Source organism: Microcella daejeonensis (assembly GCF_026625045.1).
GTDB lineage: Bacteria > Actinomycetota > Actinomycetes > Actinomycetales > Microbacteriaceae > Microcella > Microcella daejeonensis.
The window spans coordinates 2005232-2019803 of sequence record NZ_CP113089.1 but is presented as its reverse complement, the minus strand read 5'-3'; the positions used below and the strand labels follow the sequence as shown (position 1 = coordinate 2019803).

Here is a 14572-nt window from a genome sequence, read left to right as displayed (position 1 = left end):
CCGAGCCTCGACGGGCGGGCGCGTGCCTACACTGAGGCCATGGCACCCCTTCCGGGCCGCACCGCCGCGATCCTCGTCGCTGACGATGACGCGCTCGTGCGCGCGGTGCTGCGGATGGCGCTCGTCGCCCACGGGCACACCGTGGTCGAGGCCTTCGATGCCGCCTCGGTGGCCGAGGTCGATGCGCAGGTGCCGATCGCCATCGCGATCCTCGACATCAATATGCCGGGCGGCACGGTGCACGACAGCCTCGACGCGCTCGCCGCGCGTCGACCGATGCCGGCCGTCCTCCTCCTCAGCGGGGACGACCGCCCCGACGCGGCGGTGCTCGCGCGAGTCGCAGGCCTCGCCCGAAAGCCGATCGAGCTGGACGAGCTCCACGCCAGGGTCGCCGCGCTCCTGAGCGCGGCACCGCAGCCGGAGCACTGATGCCTCCGTCGACCGCGCGCGCCCCGGGACACCGGGATGACGGTCTGGAGACGGCCTTCGTGCGGCTGCTCGGGGAGCACCATGAACCGCACTGCCTCATCGGGGTGGACGGACGCATCCTCGCCATCAACGCCTCCGCCCTGCGTCTCATCGCGGAGGAATCGCAGACGGCCGTGGGCCGCCCCTTCGACAGCTGGGTGCCCTTCGAGAACCGAGCGCTGCTGCACGAGCACCTGGATCGTGCGCTGGCCGGTGAGCTGCAACGGTTCCGCATGCCTCACACCGCGACGTCCGGTCACTGGCTGGACCTCGAGATCACCTACATGCCTCTCTCCGACTCTCGCGGCATGCGGGCCGTGCTCTGCGCGACGACCGATCTCCCCTCGGCGCAGAACCGCGATCAGGGACGGACGGAGGGCGCGATGCTGCTGGCGATCGCCGGTCGGCTCGCCCGCTTCGGCGGGTGGGCGCTGCGCGCCGGCTCCTCCGAGCTCACGCTCTCGCCCGAAGCACGCCGGATCCTGGACGTCGAGGACGACGTCCCGGCCCTCCTCGAGGAGTCCATCCGCGTGCACGCGGAGCACGAGGGCGAGCGGATCCGCGCCGCCCTGGAGGCGCTCTTCACCCGCGCGGATCCCTTCGAGATCGAGATCACCGCGCAGACGGCCACCGGCAGACCCCTCGTCGTCCGCGTGCTCGGCGAGCCCGTGCTCGACGATCAGGGGCGGGTGGTGAGCGCGCGCGGCGCGATCTGGGACGTGACCGAGTCGGCGGCCGAGCGAGCACGGCGCGCGGCGGTCGAGCAGCGGCTCGACGAGACGCTGAACGCCTTCGGGGACGGGCTGGTGTTCCTCGACGGCGACGGGCGGATCGGCTACGTCAACACCCGCGCCGCTCAGATGGTGGGCAGGGCCGCGGTCGAGCTGCTCGGCATCTCGATCTGGTCGGTGTTCCCGGAGGCGATCGGCTCGAGCTTCGACCGAGCGTTCCAGCGCTCCATCGAGGAGAGCGTGCGGACGAGCGTGCGGGTGCGCTCGGATCGGATGGGCATCTGGCTCGACTGCACCCTCCATCCGACACCGGGAGGCCTCGTGCTGTACGCGCGGGATGCGACCGAGGAGGAGCGCATGCGGCGCCGGGCGGATGCCGCGCAGCAGCGGATCGCCGAGCAGGCGGCCCTGCTCGACGCCTCCCGCGACGCGGTCGTCGTCCGGAGCCTCGACGGCGTCGTCCAGTACTGGAACACGGCGGCCGCCCAGCTCTACGGGTGGACGGCGGAGGAGGCTCAGGGACGCCGCATCGACGAGCTCGTGGTCGCCCGCCCGGGCGAGTACGAGGCGGCGATGACGGCGACGCTCCGCGACGGGTACTGGAGCGAGGAGCTGAACGAGACCACGCGCGACGGTCGCTCCATCATCGTCGACAGCCGGTGGCAGCTGCTGCGGGATGCCGATGGGGCTCCTCGCGGCGTGTTCACGCTCGGATCGGATGTCACCCGGTGGCGGCAGGACGAGGAGGCGCGCCTGCGCGCGCGTCGACTCGAGAGCCTCGGCACGCTCGCCGGCGGCATCTCCCACGACCTCAACAACGTGCTCACGCCCATCCTCATGGCCGTCCAGCTGCTCGGGCAGGGCGAGCAGGATCCGGCACGGCGCGAGCTGCTCACGACGATGGAGACGGCCGCCCGTCGAGGGGCGGACATGATCAGCAAGGTGCTCGCCTTCGCCCGCGGTGTCGACGGACGGCGCGAGCGCATCGCGGTGGACTCGCTGCTCGACGAGCTGCGCATCGTCGCGCGCGATCTGCTCCCGTCGGATGTCGAGCTCACGGTCGAGGTCGAGCCCATCCCGCCCTCGTCGGCGCCGATCGGCGACAGCACGCAGCTCCTTCAGGTGCTCACCAACCTCGTCACGAACGCACGGGACGCGATGCCGGGGGGCGGAGCGCTGCGGGTGCGAGCCTCGACCGTCGATGGGGCTCCCGGCGAGGGGGCGGGCTCGCCGCCGCTCGGCGCGAGCGTGGTCATCGCCGTGGAGGACACGGGGACGGGGATGACCGCCGAGGTCGCCGAGAAGGTGTTCGAGCCGTTCTTCACGACGAAGCCCCTCGGCAGCGGGACGGGGCTCGGTCTCGCGACCTCGCTGTCGATCATGCGGAGCCACGGCGGCCTCATCCGCGTGGACAGCGCGCCGGGCCGGGGCACGCGGGTCGAGCTGCTGCTGCCCGTGCCCGAGGCGGGCGCGGTCGAGGACCCGGAGCGGACGGATGCCGAGCAGCCTCAGCCCCCCGGTGCGGGCGAGCTCGTCCTCGTCATCGATGACGATGCGAGCATCCGCACCACGGTCGCGCATGCCCTGTCGACCAGCGGGTACCGCGTTCTCACGGCGGCGGACGGCGCCGAGGGCATCGCCCTCGTCGAGAGCGCCGAGCACGCCGTCGACGCCGTGCTGACCGACATGATGATGCCCGTCATGGACGGTGCGGAGACCAGCGCCTATCTGGAGGAGCACCACCCCCGCATCCCGATCATCGCTTCGAGCGGGCTCGCCACGCACGTGGATCGCGACGAGGCGCCGGGGATGGGCATCTCCGCCTTCCTCGCCAAGCCGTACACCACCACCACTCTGCTGCGGACGCTTCGCCGGGTTCTCGATGAGGCGGCCGAGGCCCGCGCCACGCCGTCCGCCTCCCGTTCGGAGGCGGACGGGCAGCCAGGATGAGAGGGGTCGAGCGGATTCGCGACGACCGGAGGAGGACGGCATGACCGATCAGACGACCAAGGCGCTCCGCGTCGTCGTCGCGGACGACGACGCCTTCACCGTCTCGCTCGTCGCCGGCGGCCTCGAGTCCCAAGGCTTCGCCGTGACGTCCGCGACGAGCGTGGATGCCGCCTACGCCGCCGTGACCGATCTCGACCCGCACGCCCTCGTGACCGACCTCAACTTCGGCACGACGGCCTCCGGGGCCGACCTCCTGGATCGCGTCGCCCGCGATTTCCCGTGGATCGGCCTGGTCGTCCTCACCTCCCACCGCTCCCCCGAACTGGCCGTCCCCAATCCGCAGGCGATCCCCGCCTCGGTCGTCTACCTCGTGAAGTCGCAGCTCTCGGGCGTCGAGGATCTCGCGACCGCCGTGCACCGGGCGATCAGCGGCCAGCCGGACGAGCGGCTCGAGAGCGCCGACGATGTGCCGACCGTGACGGCCGCGCAGGCCGAGGTGCTGCGCATGCTCGCCGCCGGTGCGTCGACGCGAGCGCTCGCCGAGCATCGCGGGACGACCGTGCGGGCGGTCGAGACGATGCTCACCCGCCTGTTCGCGGCGCTAGGTCTGGATACGGGCGAGAGCGCGAACCCGCGCGTCGCGGCCGTCACGCTCTGGCAGCGGGGCGGGATCCGCGTGCGGCGCACGGCGCCGTAGCGCCCGTCGATCAGAAGGGGGTCGCGCCGACCGCGAAGGCCGCATCGGCGTCGGCCCTCGCCTCGTCGTCGGTCTGCCCGTCGCTCTCGACCTCGGCCGCACCCTCCTGGGGGCGACGCGCACCGACGACGCTGAGGGTGAAGGTGGCGCGGCCCCAGGTGAGGTCGTGACCGATGGCCTCGGCGTCGATCTCGATGCTCGTGCCGCTCTTCTCCTCGCTCGTCCAGTCGCGGATGCGCACCCGCCCGGTCACGAGCACGCGGTCGCCCTTCTGCACCGAGCTCGCGACGTGGGTGCCGAGCTGGCGGAAGGCGGTGACGGTGTACCAGTTGGTGTCGCCGTCGAGCCACTTGCCCTCCGTGCGATCGAAGCGGCGCTGGTTCGAGGCGAGGCGGAACGAGGTGATCGCGAGCCCCTCGGTCGTGACGATGTGGCGGGGGCTCGTGGCCACCAGGCCGGTGAGCGTGATGGTGTCGGACATGGCGTCTCCTCCTGCGATGGGGGCATCCGTCCGGATGCCCGAATTGATGGGAGGGGCGCCGAGCGGTTCGTGCCGGAATCACGCCCGGCACCCCGCGCAGGAGTATGCGATCAGGCCGCGGCACCCGCTCCCGACCGGAGGCCGGAGGTGCAGATCGAGCCGGGACCGCGGGGTGGGGAGGGGCGGCGCGCTGGGCTCAGCGCGACCGCCATCCCGAGGCGTGCAGTCTCGCGAAGGAGTCCAGGAGCAGATCGAGCGTGAACTCGAACTCCTCCTGCTCGTCGCACGCGCCGCCGGGGTTGCGCATGGCGGCATCCGCGGCGATCGCGGCGATATGCGGGAACCGCGCCGCCATGCCCTCGAGCAGCGCGCGCTCCTCCGGAGTCGATGGCGCCGGCATCCCCTCCATCGAGGCCGACGAGGCGCCGGAGAACGCCTCGGGGGTGAAGCCCCAGATGCGGTGACCGAGCGCGTGCATCGCGTGATGCACGAGGTCGTAGGAGAGCCCTCCGCGGGCGAGCTCCCCGGCGAGAGCATCCATGTGGCCGAGCACCGCAGGAGTGCGATGCACCGCGCCCTCGATGGCGGGGCGCAGCCATGGATGCTCGAGGAGCGCGGCGCGGGCGGCGAGAATCCGCGCGCGGACGGCGCGCGACCAGTCCATCTCCCCCGGTGCGGAGGCGTAGCCCGCGATGACGCGGTCGATCATGCCGGCGAGCAGATCGTCCTTGTCCGCGACGTGCTTGTAGAGGGCCATGGGCACGACGCCCAGGCGACCGGAGAGCCGGCGCATGCTGACGCCGTCGATCCCCTCGTCGTCGGCGAGGGCGACGGCCTCCGCGAGCACGCGATCGCGATCGAGCGGCTCCCGTGCCGCGCCGCCCTCCCGCGAGGTCACCATCCGCCGGTCCTTGACATGGTGTACACCGTATCGGTATTGTCCGGAGCACCGGAGTGTACGCCGTACACCACCTTCCGATCCCGCCGCGGAACCATCGAGCGGCCGACCGACCCGACAGGACCCGCGCATGACCCCCACCCGTCGACTCGCCCTCTGGGCGGGCATCCTCTACCTCGGCACATTCGTTACCTCGTTCCCCGCTCTCGCGCTGAAGACGCCGCTCCTCGCCGGGGAGGCCGAACCGCAGCTCGCTGCCTGGAGCGCGGTGCTCGAGATCACGCTCGCCTTCACCTGCGTCGGCACGGCCGTCGCCCTCTTCCCGATCGCTCGGAGGGTCAGCGAACCGCTCGCTCTCGGATTCGTCGCCTCCCGCACCGTCGAGGCCGGGATGATCCTCGTCGGCGCGCTGGCCCTCATGGCGCTCATCGACCTCGGTCCGGATGCCGTCGGCGCACCCGTTCTGGAGGAGCTCCACGAAGCCGCATTCCTCCTCGGGCCCGCCTTCATGTCCTCCATCAACGCCCTGCTGCTCGGCTCGGTGATGCTGCGAGGGCGACTCGTCCCGCGGATCATCCCGATCATCGGACTCGTCGGAGCACCCCTGCTGCTGCTGTCGTCGTACGGCGTCGTGCTCGGCGCATGGACGCAGGTCTCCCCCATCGGCGCGGTCGCGGCACTGCCCATCGCCGCATGGGAGCTCTCCCTCGGGCTGTGGCTCGTCGTCAAGGGCGTGCGGCAGCAGGGCGCCGCGCCCGCCGAGCAGACCGGCGCGAAGCCCCCGGTCGCGATCGTCGACTGATCACGGGGCGGGATCCGGGGCAGGAGCGCCTAGTGCTCGCGGAACTCCGGCCGATCGGCGCCCGGACCGAGTGCCGCGTGCAGCGCCTGCTTCGCGACCTCGAGGGAGTCGAACGGCCCCCGCTCCTCCGAGCCGGAGCGGAGCCGGACGCTGAAGCGGTCTCCGTGCCGGTGGATGGAGCCTGCTGCTCCGGCGGGGCCGAGAGCGACCCAGGTCTGGTGCGCGGTCGTGGACATGCTCATCATCGAGCTCCTTCCCCCGTCCGAGGTCGGACGGGCGCGGGCCCGACGCTACGCCGCCCCGGCTCCGCTGTCGAGGGAGGAGAGCGGAGCATCCCGGATCATGCTCGCCCGCGTCGGTCCGCCGCTCTAGCCTGATGTCATGCCTTACGACGCCGACCCCGCCCGTTACGACCGCCTCGAGTACGCCCGCGTGGGCCGCAGCGGCCTGAAGCTGCCCCGCATCTCGCTCGGCCTCTGGAACAACTTCGGCGGCGACCGACCGCTCGAGACCCAGCGCGCGATCCTGCGCCGCGCCTTCGACCGCGGCGTGACGCACTTCGACCTGGCCAACAACTACGGCCCGCCCGAGGGCAGCGCCGAGGAGAACTTCGGGCGCGTCCTGCACCAGGACCTGCTGCCGTACCGCGACGAGCTCATCATCTCGAGCAAGGCCGGGTACGGCATGTGGCCGGGCCCTTACGGCGAGTGGGGCTCGCGCAAGTACATGCTCTCCTCTCTCGATCAGAGCCTGACGCGCCTGCAGCTCGACTACGTCGACATCTTCTACTCGCACCGCTTCGACCCCGACACCCCGCTCGAGGAGACCATGGGCGCGCTCGCGACGGCGGTCACGAGCGGGCGCGCGCTCTACGCGGGCATCTCGAACTACGGGCCCGACGAGACGCGCGAGGCCCACCGCATCCTCGGCGAGATGGGCGTGCCCCTGCTCATCCACCAGCCGAAGTACAACATGTTCGAGCGCACGCCCGAGAAGGGCCTGCTGGATGCCCTCACCGAGACCGGCATCGGCAGCATCGTCTTCTCCCCCCTCGCCCAGGGCCTTCTCACCGACCGGTACCTCGACGGCGTGCCCGAGGGGTCGCGGGCGGCCGAGGGTCGCTGGATCAGCGAGGACAACATCGACGAGACCTACCTTCACCGAGCGCGCGCGCTCAACGAGATCGCCGCCGCCCGCGGTCAGTCGCTCGCGCAGCTGGCGCTGCTGTGGGTGCTGCGCCAGCCGCAGGTCACGAGCGCGCTCATCGGCGCGAGCAGCGTGCGCCAGCTCGACAACAGCCTCGACGCCCTGAACGGCGAGGCGCTCACGGCCGACGAGATCGCGGCGATCGAGCCGCACGCGGTGCACGGCACCGGATCCCGCCGCTAGTCCCCGGAGCACCGGAGCCGGCGGTCACGACCGCTCGACGGGGATGCCCGCCACCCGTGTGGCGCGCATCCCCGTCGCACTGCGGCCGCTAGCCTGCAGCCATGCAATGGGGGAATGACATCATCGACTGGCTGGCATCCGACGAGGGCGAGCGCGTGCTGTTCGGCGCGATCATCCCGTTCCTGGCGATCATCGTGGCCGGCTTCATCGGCGGCGCCATCGGCCGCGGCTCGACTCGGCGGGTCATCGCGCAGTACAACCGCGACGCCCTGACCGCCGCGGTGCAGGCCCTCGTGCTCGCCGGCCGCAAGGCCGCGGGGTGGAACGGGCTCAGCACCGTCGAGCGCGTGCAGGTCGACCACCTCATCGGCGAGGCCGAGACGCGCATCCGTCTGCTGCCCGTCGCGGGAGCATCCCTCGCCGCCTCCTGGGCGGCCCACCAGCTCGAGGACATGAAGCGCAACTCCGCCGGGTTCTCGTTCCAGGCGCAGCAGACGCTCGCCGAGTACCGCGACCGCCTCATCGCCTGGAGCGAGAAGCCCCGCAGCGCCAAGAAGCTGTTCGGCGCCGACATCGACCGCTGGAAGTACGAGACCGACGCCGACGAGCAGGCGCTGCTGGCCGAGCAGGCCCGCTGGGAGTCGTCGCGCACGAGCGAGCGCGAGAGCGCCGCGGTGGGCGGCCCGTCGGCGGCTCCGGCCGCCGCGCCGGCCATCGTTCCCGCGGCGAGCCCCGCATCCGCGACCCCCGCTCCCGCCTCCGCCCCCGCCGTCATGGGCGGCTCGGCTGCGGCGAGCCCGGCGGAGGCGACCCCGACGCAGGCCTACGTCGTACCGCCGCGGCAGTCCGACGACGAGGCGGGCACCGAGGCCCCGCGCCCGGTCGCGGCGAGCGACGTGCGCGACCGCGTCGCCCCGTTCGACTCCGACGAGCAGCGCTGATCGCAATCGCGCGCTACGGCGCCGACGACTCCTGCTCGGCGATGGCCGCCTCGAGCCGCTCCAGCTTTCCGTCGAGCTCGCCGGTGCGCCCGGGGCGGATGTCGGCCTTGAGCACGAGCGAGACCCGCGAGCCGTAGGCGCCCACCGCCTCCGTGGCGGCGCGCACGACCGCCATCACCTCATCCCACTCCCCCTCGATCTCGGTGAACATCGACGAGGTGCGATGCGGCAGGCCGGATCCGCGCACGACGCGCACGGCAGCCGCGACGGCGTCGTGAACCGAATCGCTCGAGGTGCCGCCCGAGGGGGCGACGGAGAAGGCGACGATCATGGGGATGCTCCCTGCTCGACGGACGGGACCCCCAGCCTGCCACGCTCAGCCGAGCGCTCGTCCTGCGCGGAGTCCCCGACCCGCTCCCCCGCGCCCGCCGAGCCGGATCCGCGCACGAGCCGCACGAGCTGCACCACCGCCCAGCCGAGCAGCACCGCCCAGAGCGCGTTGCGCAGGGTGATCACGAGCAGCATCACGGGCTCCAGGGCGAGCAGCCGCCCGTAGAGCACCGGGTAGATCGCCTGCGTGAGCGCGGCGATCGCGAGCGCGAGGCAGGCGGGCACGGCCATATGCACGCCCCCGCGCCGTTGGGCGAGGAGCCCCAGCGCAATCGGCGCGGCGAGCCACGTGCCGAACTGCGGCGACCCCACCTTGTTGAGCAGCACGAGCGCGGCGACGAGCGCGAGCGCGAGCACCGGCAGCAGCAGCTCGGGGTCGGCGCCCCGACGCTGCGCGACGACGGCGAGCAGAACGAGCACGCCGACGCCCACGGCGAGCAGCGGCGTCATGGCGGCCGCGGCCGCGTCGACCCCCGATCCGGCGACCTGGAAGGTCAGCAGGGGGTCGTCGTAGTAGACGCGCGCGCCCCACTCCCCCGCCGCGGCGGCCCAGAGCCAGGCGGTGGCGATCGCCGACTCGATCTGCAGGCCGCGACCGGTCTGCTCGGTGATGGGGGTCAGCAGAGCCGTCGTGCCGCCGAGGGCGAGCCCGAGGGCGATGACGAGGGCCGAGAAGGCGGCCGCGGTGCCGATCACGGCGGCGCGGTGCCGCGAGGCGATGGCGGCCGCCAGCAGCAGTGCTCCCGGCCAGATCTTGATCCAGGCGCCGAGGGCGAGAAGGCCCGCGGCGATCCGAGGTCGGCGGGCGAGCAGGGCAACGGCGGCGACCGCGAGGGGTGCGGTGATCGAGTCGATGCGGCCGAACGCGATGGGGCCGAGCAGCAGCAGGAAGAGCATCCACCACCAGGCGGGCAGGGCGTGCCGCACTCGGCGGCCGACCCCGGTGAGGCACACCAGGGCGGCGGCGTTCAGCAGGGTCACGAGCGCCAGCCAGCTCTCGCTGTAGAGCGCGGCGCCGCCGACGTACGCCGCGAGCATGGGCGCGAGCGCGACGTAGGGGTACACCCAGCCGGCGTCGATGCCGAGCCAGCGGCCGCCGATGAGCCCCTGCTCGACCCACGGCAGGTAGGCGAAGTCGACGTCGCCGAGCGGGAACCCGGGGGCCGTGAGGTTGAGCCCCCAGAGCCAAGCGTGCACGAGCGCGAAGGCGGTCCACAGCGCGAGCGGGCTGTGCGCGGCGGCGCGCAGCAGGGGCAGCGGGCGGGTCACGCGCACAGGCTACCGCCAACGCGGGGGCGGGCCGTGCGGGCCGGTCAGGGAGTGGGATGCTCTCGCAGCAGCCGCGCGATGGTGGGGCCCAGCTGCGCGCACAGGTCGAGCACCGTGAACGGACCGCCGGCCGAGGCCGCCTCGGCGGCGAGGCCGTGCAGCACCGCGGCGGCGGCCGCGAGATCGACGAGCACGGCGGGCTCGGCCCGCACCTGCTCGGCGTGCGTCGCGACGAGCGCGCCGAGAATGCCGGCCAGCGCGTCACCCGCGCCGGCCGTCGCGAGCCAGGCGGGGGCCGAGCGGGCCGCCCGCGCGCGGCCGCCGGGCTCGACGGCGATGCTCGTGCTGCCCTTGAGCAGCACGGTGGCGCCGTGCCGCTCCGCGGCCGCCCGGGCGCTGGCGAGGGGGTGCTGCTCGACCTCGGCGCGCGACGCGCCGAGCAGGGCGGCGAGCTCGCCCGCGTGCGGGGTGAGCACGCGCGGCGCCGAGGCGGTGTCGACGAGGTCGAGGGCGCCCGCATCGAGCACGAGCGGGCATCCCGAATCGACGGCGAGGGCGAGACGATCACGGGCCGCGCCATCGCGATCGGCGGCCGGCCCCATGCCGCTGCCGAGCAGCCAGGCCTGCACGCGCCCCGGCACGGTCACGGTCTCGGGTCGGCGCTGCAGCACGAGATCGCTCGGGCGCGCGTCGCCGAGGTAGCGCAGCATCCCGACGCCCGTGCGCAGCGCCGCCTCGACCCCGAGCACGGCCGCACCGGGGTACGGCGACGACCCCGTGACGACGCCGAGCACGCCGCGGGTGTACTTGTGGCTGGCCGCGGTCGGCACCGCGATCCAGCGGGCGGCGTCGGCGGCGGTCATGAGCGGCGGGGAGGTCACGCGGTCACCCTAGCCGCGCTCATCGCCCGCGCTGTCGGAATACGCTCGGGCGAGCAGGGCTTGGATGGAGGTGTGACCAGCGCCCTCTTCACCCCGATGACCATCCGCGAGCTCGAAGTGCGCAACCGCCTCTGGGTCGCCCCGCTCTGCCAGTACTCGGTGGATGCCCGCGACGGGGTTCCGCACGACTGGCACCTCGTGCACCTCGGCTCCTTCGCCCGCGGCGGGGCGGGGCTCGTGATCGCCGAGGCCACCGCCGTCGTGCCGGAGGGCCGCATCAGCCCGCACGACACCGGCCTGTGGAACGATGCGCAGGTGCAGGCCTGGCGCCGCATCACGGACTTCATCCACGGCCAGGGCGCCGCGGCGGGCGTGCAGCTCGCGCACGCCGGGCGCAAGGCGAGCGTCTACCCCGAGTGGGGCTCCACGACCGAGGGTCATTCGGGCCGCGGCACGATGCCGGCCGAGCACGGCGGCTGGACCCCGGTCGCGCCCTCCGCGCTCGCCTTCGACGGCTACGCCGTCCCGGCGGCGCTCGACGCCGACGGCATCCAGCAGGTCGTCGAGGCCTTCGCGCAGTCCGCCCGCCTCGCCGTCGAGGCCGGCTTCGATCTCGTCGAGATCCACGCCGCGCACGGCTACCTGCTGCACCAGTTCCTCTCGCCGCTGTCGAACCGGCGCGACGACGCGTGGGGCGGCAGCCTCGAGAACCGCGCGCGCATCCTGCTCGACACGGTCCGCGCCGTGCGCGCCGCGGTCGACGTCCCCGTGCTCGTGCGCTTCTCCGGAACCGACTGGACGGAGGGCGGCTGGGACGAGCAGCAGACCGCGCAGGTCGCCGCGTGGTCCCTCGACGCCGGCGCCGACCTCTTCGACATCTCCAGCGGCGGGCTCGTGCGCGCCGCCATCCCCGTCGGCCCCGGCTACCAGGTGCCGCTCGCCGCGCACGTTCGCAGCGAGGGCGGGGTGCCGGTGAGCGCCGTCGGCCTCATCACCGAGGCGCAGCAGGCCGAGGCGATCATCGCGGCGGGCGACGCCGACGCGATCATGATGGGCCGAGAGTGGATGCGCGATCCGCACGCCGCGCAGCGCTTCGCCCTCGCTCTCGGCGACGAGTCGGCGCTCGAGGCCCTCGTGCCGCCCCAGTACCGGCGCGCTCACGGCTGACAGTCGGATCCCGCTCGCGACGACGGCGCCGCCCCTTCTTGGGGCGGCGCCGTCGTCGTTCGCGGGCAGGGCTGCTCGCCCGGCGCCGCCGGCCTACAGCCGGCGCCGCGTCGCGTCCTGCACCTCGCCGACCAGCTCCTCGATGATGTCCTCGAGGAACAGCACGCCCGTGACGTTGCCCTCCTCGTCGACGGAGCGGGCGAGGTGGGCGCCGGAGCGGCGCATGACCGCGAGGCCGTCCTCGAGCTCGGCGCGGCTGAGGATGGAGACGAGCCGTCGGATGCGCTTCGGCGGCACGGGGTCGTCGAACTCGTCCTCGTCGAGATCGATGACGTCCTTGAGGTGCAGGTAGCCGGTCGGCTCCCCGTCCTCGTCGACGAGCACGTAGCGGCTGAAGCCGCGCTGGGCGACCGCGCGCTCGACGTCGGCGGGCGAGGCGTCCTCCGGCAGCGTCACGAGCTGGGCCATCGGCACGGCGATGTCGCTCACCGTCTTGGTGGTGAACTCGAACGCCGCGGTGAGCGCCCCGGAGCGGTCGTGCAGCAGTCCCTCGCGCTGCGACTGCTCGACGATCGTCGCGACCTCCTCGAGGGTGAAGGCGCTCGCCGCCTCGTCCTTCGGCTCGACCTTGAACGCGCGCAGCACGCCGTTGGCGACCGCGTTGAGCGCCCGGATGAGGACGCCGAAGACGCGGGCCACGGCCACGAGCGGCGGCGCGAGCAGCAGCACGGCGCGGGTCGGCAGCGAGAAGGAGATGTTCTTCGGCACCATCTCGCCGAGCACGACGTGCAGGAAGGTGACGATGAGCAGCGCCATCGCGAAGGCGATGCCGCTCACCACCTCGACCGGCAGCCCCGTCAGCTCGAGCGGGATCTCGAGGATGTGGTGCAGCGCCGGCTCGGACACGTTGAGGATGAGCAGCGAGCACACGGTGATGCCCAGCTGGCTGGTCGCGAGCATGAGGGTCGCGTGCTCCATGGCCCACAGCGCGGTCTTCGCAGCCCGCGAGCCGGCCTCGGCGCGCGGCTCGATCTGCGAGCGCTTCGCGGCGATGACGGCGAACTCGGCGCCGACGAAGAAGGCGTTGCCGGCGAGCAGCACGACGAGCCAGGCGAGGCCCCACCAGTCGGATTCGGAGATCATCGCTCGACCCCCTCGGTGCGGTCGGTCTCATCGGGGCGGCGCGGGGTGAAGCGCACGCGGTCGATGCGGCGGCCATCGAGGCGCTCGATGCGGAAGGTGCCCGCCTCGTGCTCGACGACGTCGCCGACGACCGGCAGGCGCCCGAGCTCGGCCATGAGATACCCGCCGAGGGTCTCCCACGGGCCCTCCTCGGGCACGGTCACGCCGACGCGGTCGCGCAGCTCGTCGGGGCGCAGCATGCCGGGGAAGGTGAGCCAGTCGCGCGAGCGCACGACGCCGACGAGCACGCGGTCGTGCTCGTCGGAGACCTCGCCGACGAGCTCCTCGACGAGATCCTCGAGGGTCGCGACGCCGGCGGTTCCGCCGTACTCGTCGACGACGACGGCCATCTGGTAGCCGCGCCCGCGCAGCTCGGCGAGCAGGGTGTCGAGCATCATCGTCTCGGGCACGCGCAGCGCCTCGTTCTGCAGGGCCGCGGCCGAGACCTCGGCCCGCCGGTCGTGCGGCACGGCGACGGCCTGCTTGACGTGCACGATGCCGACGATGTCGTCGATCGACTCGTCGATCACCGGGAACCGCGAGTGCCCGGTGCGGCGGGCGAGATCGATGACGTCCTGCGCGGTGTCGCCGCGCTCGACGCTCGCGACGCGCGGGCGCGGCGTCATGACGTCCTGCGCGGTGTGCTGCGAGAAGGCGAGCGTGCGCGACAGCAGCGTCGCCGTGTCGCTGTCGAGGCTGCCCTCGCTCGCGGAGCGGCGCACCAGGCTCGAGAGCTCCTCGGCGGTGCGGGCGCCGCTGAGCTCCTCCTTCGGCTCGATGCCGACGCTGCGCAGGATGGCGTTCGCCGTGTTGTTGAGCAGGAGGATGGCGGGCTTGAACACCGCGGTGAACACGGTCTGGAACGGGATGACGAGCTTCGCCGTCTGGCGCGGCAGCGAGAGCGCGAAGTTCTTCGGCACGAGCTCGCCGACGATCATCGACAGCAGGGTCGCGACGACGACGGCGGTGATCGTGCCGACCACGGGCACGGCGCCCTCGGGAAGGCCGACCGCGGTCAGCGGGCCGGCGAGGAGCCCAGAGATCGCGGGCTCCATGGTGTAGCCGGTGAGCAGCGTCGTCAGCGTGATGCCGAGCTGAGCGCTCGAGAGGTGGGTCGAGGTGATCTTGAGAGCCGAGATCGTCGGGCCGAGCCGCTTCTCACCCCGGCCCTGCCGGGCCTCGAGCTCGGAGCGGTCGAGGTTGACGAGGGCGAACTCGCTGGCGACGAAGAGGCCGGTGCCGATGGTGAGCAGAACGCCCACCCCGAGCAGGATGAATTCAGTTCCCACGCGCGGCGCCCCCGTTCACGGGGCGGTCGGCCGCGGG

General features: G+C 73.0%; 15 protein-coding genes. 7 read left to right on the top strand and 8 right to left on the bottom strand.

The features are described from left to right. Positions 1–39 precede the first annotated feature (39 nt). The 3 genes from OVN18_RS09830 to OVN18_RS09820 are packed head-to-tail and all read left to right on the top strand — an operon-like array spanning position 40 to position 3846. Positions 40–429: a response regulator gene (locus OVN18_RS09830; RefSeq protein ID WP_267780589.1), complete on the top strand. Its 390-nt coding sequence runs from the start codon at positions 40–42 to the stop codon at positions 427–429. Beyond that, on the top strand, positions 429–3149 hold the full coding sequence (locus tag OVN18_RS09825; protein WP_267780587.1) for a hybrid sensor histidine kinase/response regulator: 2721 nt from the start codon (positions 429–431) through the stop codon (positions 3147–3149). Before OVN18_RS09830 ends, OVN18_RS09825 begins: the two co-directional genes overlap by 1 nt. A 40-nt stretch (positions 3150–3189) precedes the next feature. After that, a complete protein-coding gene (locus tag OVN18_RS09820) occupies positions 3190–3846 on the top strand; it encodes a response regulator (RefSeq protein ID WP_267736847.1) in 657 nt (218 codons plus the stop codon). Between the two features lie 10 nt (positions 3847–3856). On the opposite strand, the gene OVN18_RS09815 is transcribed toward OVN18_RS09820, so the two are convergent. Then, a complete protein-coding gene (locus OVN18_RS09815; RefSeq protein ID WP_267780585.1) occupies positions 3857–4327 on the bottom strand; it encodes a single-stranded DNA-binding protein in 471 nt (156 codons plus the stop codon). 196 nt (positions 4328–4523) lie between these two features. Further along, positions 4524–5228, bottom strand: a complete 705-nt coding sequence (locus OVN18_RS09810) for a TetR/AcrR family transcriptional regulator (RefSeq protein WP_267780582.1) — start codon at positions 5226–5228, stop codon at positions 4524–4526. A gap of 127 nt (positions 5229–5355) precedes the next feature. Here OVN18_RS09810 and OVN18_RS09805 point away from each other — a divergent pair, with 127 nt between their 5' ends. After that, on the top strand, positions 5356–6027 hold the full coding sequence (locus OVN18_RS09805) for a DUF4386 domain-containing protein (RefSeq protein ID WP_267736842.1): 672 nt from the start codon (positions 5356–5358) through the stop codon (positions 6025–6027). A gap of 29 nt (positions 6028–6056) precedes the next feature. Here OVN18_RS09805 and OVN18_RS09800 read toward each other — a convergent pair whose 3' ends face one another. After that, a complete protein-coding gene (locus OVN18_RS09800; protein WP_267780580.1) occupies positions 6057–6269 on the bottom strand; it encodes a methyltransferase in 213 nt (70 codons plus the stop codon). A gap of 139 nt (positions 6270–6408) precedes the next feature. Between OVN18_RS09800 and OVN18_RS09795 the strand changes: the two genes are divergently transcribed. Continuing rightward, complete coding sequence (locus tag OVN18_RS09795) at positions 6409–7416, top strand: aldo/keto reductase (protein WP_267780578.1); 1008 nt, start codon at positions 6409–6411, stop codon at positions 7414–7416. 101 nt (positions 7417–7517) lie between these two features. After that, complete coding sequence (locus tag OVN18_RS09790) at positions 7518–8357, top strand: hypothetical protein (protein WP_267780576.1); 840 nt, start codon at positions 7518–7520, stop codon at positions 8355–8357. 13 nt (positions 8358–8370) lie between these two features. Here OVN18_RS09790 and OVN18_RS09785 read toward each other — a convergent pair whose 3' ends face one another. The 3 genes from OVN18_RS09785 to OVN18_RS09775 are packed head-to-tail and all read right to left on the bottom strand — an operon-like array spanning position 8371 to position 10897. Beyond that, entirely contained in the window at positions 8371–8688 is a 318-nt protein-coding gene (locus OVN18_RS09785; protein ID WP_267780573.1) for a thiamine-binding protein, read from the bottom strand. Beyond that, a complete protein-coding gene (locus tag OVN18_RS09780) occupies positions 8685–10016 on the bottom strand; it encodes a glycosyltransferase 87 family protein (protein ID WP_267780570.1) in 1332 nt (443 codons plus the stop codon). Before OVN18_RS09780 ends, OVN18_RS09785 begins: the two co-directional genes overlap by 4 nt. Before the next feature lie 44 nt (positions 10017–10060). Continuing rightward, on the bottom strand, positions 10061–10897 hold the full coding sequence (locus tag OVN18_RS09775; protein ID WP_267780569.1) for an ADP-dependent NAD(P)H-hydrate dehydratase: 837 nt from the start codon (positions 10895–10897) through the stop codon (positions 10061–10063). Positions 10898–10993: 96 nt separating this feature from the next. Between OVN18_RS09775 and OVN18_RS09770 the strand changes: the two genes are divergently transcribed. Continuing rightward, a complete protein-coding gene (locus tag OVN18_RS09770) occupies positions 10994–12064 on the top strand; it encodes an NADH:flavin oxidoreductase/NADH oxidase (RefSeq protein WP_267782994.1) in 1071 nt (356 codons plus the stop codon). A 93-nt stretch (positions 12065–12157) separates the two neighbouring features. Here the strand turns inward: OVN18_RS09770 and OVN18_RS09765 are convergent, their stop codons facing one another. Beyond that, positions 12158–13207 (bottom strand): hemolysin family protein, encoded by a 1050-nt coding sequence (locus tag OVN18_RS09765; protein WP_267736836.1) that lies wholly within the window; start codon positions 13205–13207, stop codon positions 12158–12160. After that, complete coding sequence (locus tag OVN18_RS09760; protein WP_267736835.1) at positions 13204–14535, bottom strand: hemolysin family protein; 1332 nt, start codon at positions 14533–14535, stop codon at positions 13204–13206. The genes OVN18_RS09765 and OVN18_RS09760 overlap by 4 nt, the downstream gene beginning before the upstream one ends. Positions 14536–14572 lie beyond the last annotated feature (37 nt).

Coding starts and splice junctions, on each gene's coding strand:
- OVN18_RS09765 (WP_267736836.1), bottom strand. CDS start 13,207: ATGATCTCCGAATCCGACTGGTGGGGCCTCGCCTGGCTCGTCGTGCTG.
- OVN18_RS09805 (WP_267736842.1), top strand. CDS start 5,356: ATGACCCCCACCCGTCGACTCGCCCTCTGGGCGGGCATCCTCTACCTC.
- OVN18_RS09770 (WP_267782994.1), top strand. CDS start 10,994: ATGACCATCCGCGAGCTCGAAGTGCGCAACCGCCTCTGGGTCGCCCCG.
- OVN18_RS09830 (WP_267780589.1), top strand. CDS start 40: ATGGCACCCCTTCCGGGCCGCACCGCCGCGATCCTCGTCGCTGACGAT.
- OVN18_RS09810 (WP_267780582.1), bottom strand. CDS start 5,228: ATGGTGACCTCGCGGGAGGGCGGCGCGGCACGGGAGCCGCTCGATCGC.
- OVN18_RS09815 (WP_267780585.1), bottom strand. CDS start 4,327: ATGTCCGACACCATCACGCTCACCGGCCTGGTGGCCACGAGCCCCCGC.
- OVN18_RS09820 (WP_267736847.1), top strand. CDS start 3,190: ATGACCGATCAGACGACCAAGGCGCTCCGCGTCGTCGTCGCGGACGAC.
- OVN18_RS09785 (WP_267780573.1), bottom strand. CDS start 8,688: ATGATCGTCGCCTTCTCCGTCGCCCCCTCGGGCGGCACCTCGAGCGAT.
- OVN18_RS09825 (WP_267780587.1), top strand. CDS start 429: ATGCCTCCGTCGACCGCGCGCGCCCCGGGACACCGGGATGACGGTCTG.
- OVN18_RS09800 (WP_267780580.1), bottom strand. CDS start 6,269: ATGAGCATGTCCACGACCGCGCACCAGACCTGGGTCGCTCTCGGCCCC.
- OVN18_RS09795 (WP_267780578.1), top strand. CDS start 6,409: ATGCCTTACGACGCCGACCCCGCCCGTTACGACCGCCTCGAGTACGCC.
- OVN18_RS09790 (WP_267780576.1), top strand. CDS start 7,518: ATGCAATGGGGGAATGACATCATCGACTGGCTGGCATCCGACGAGGGC.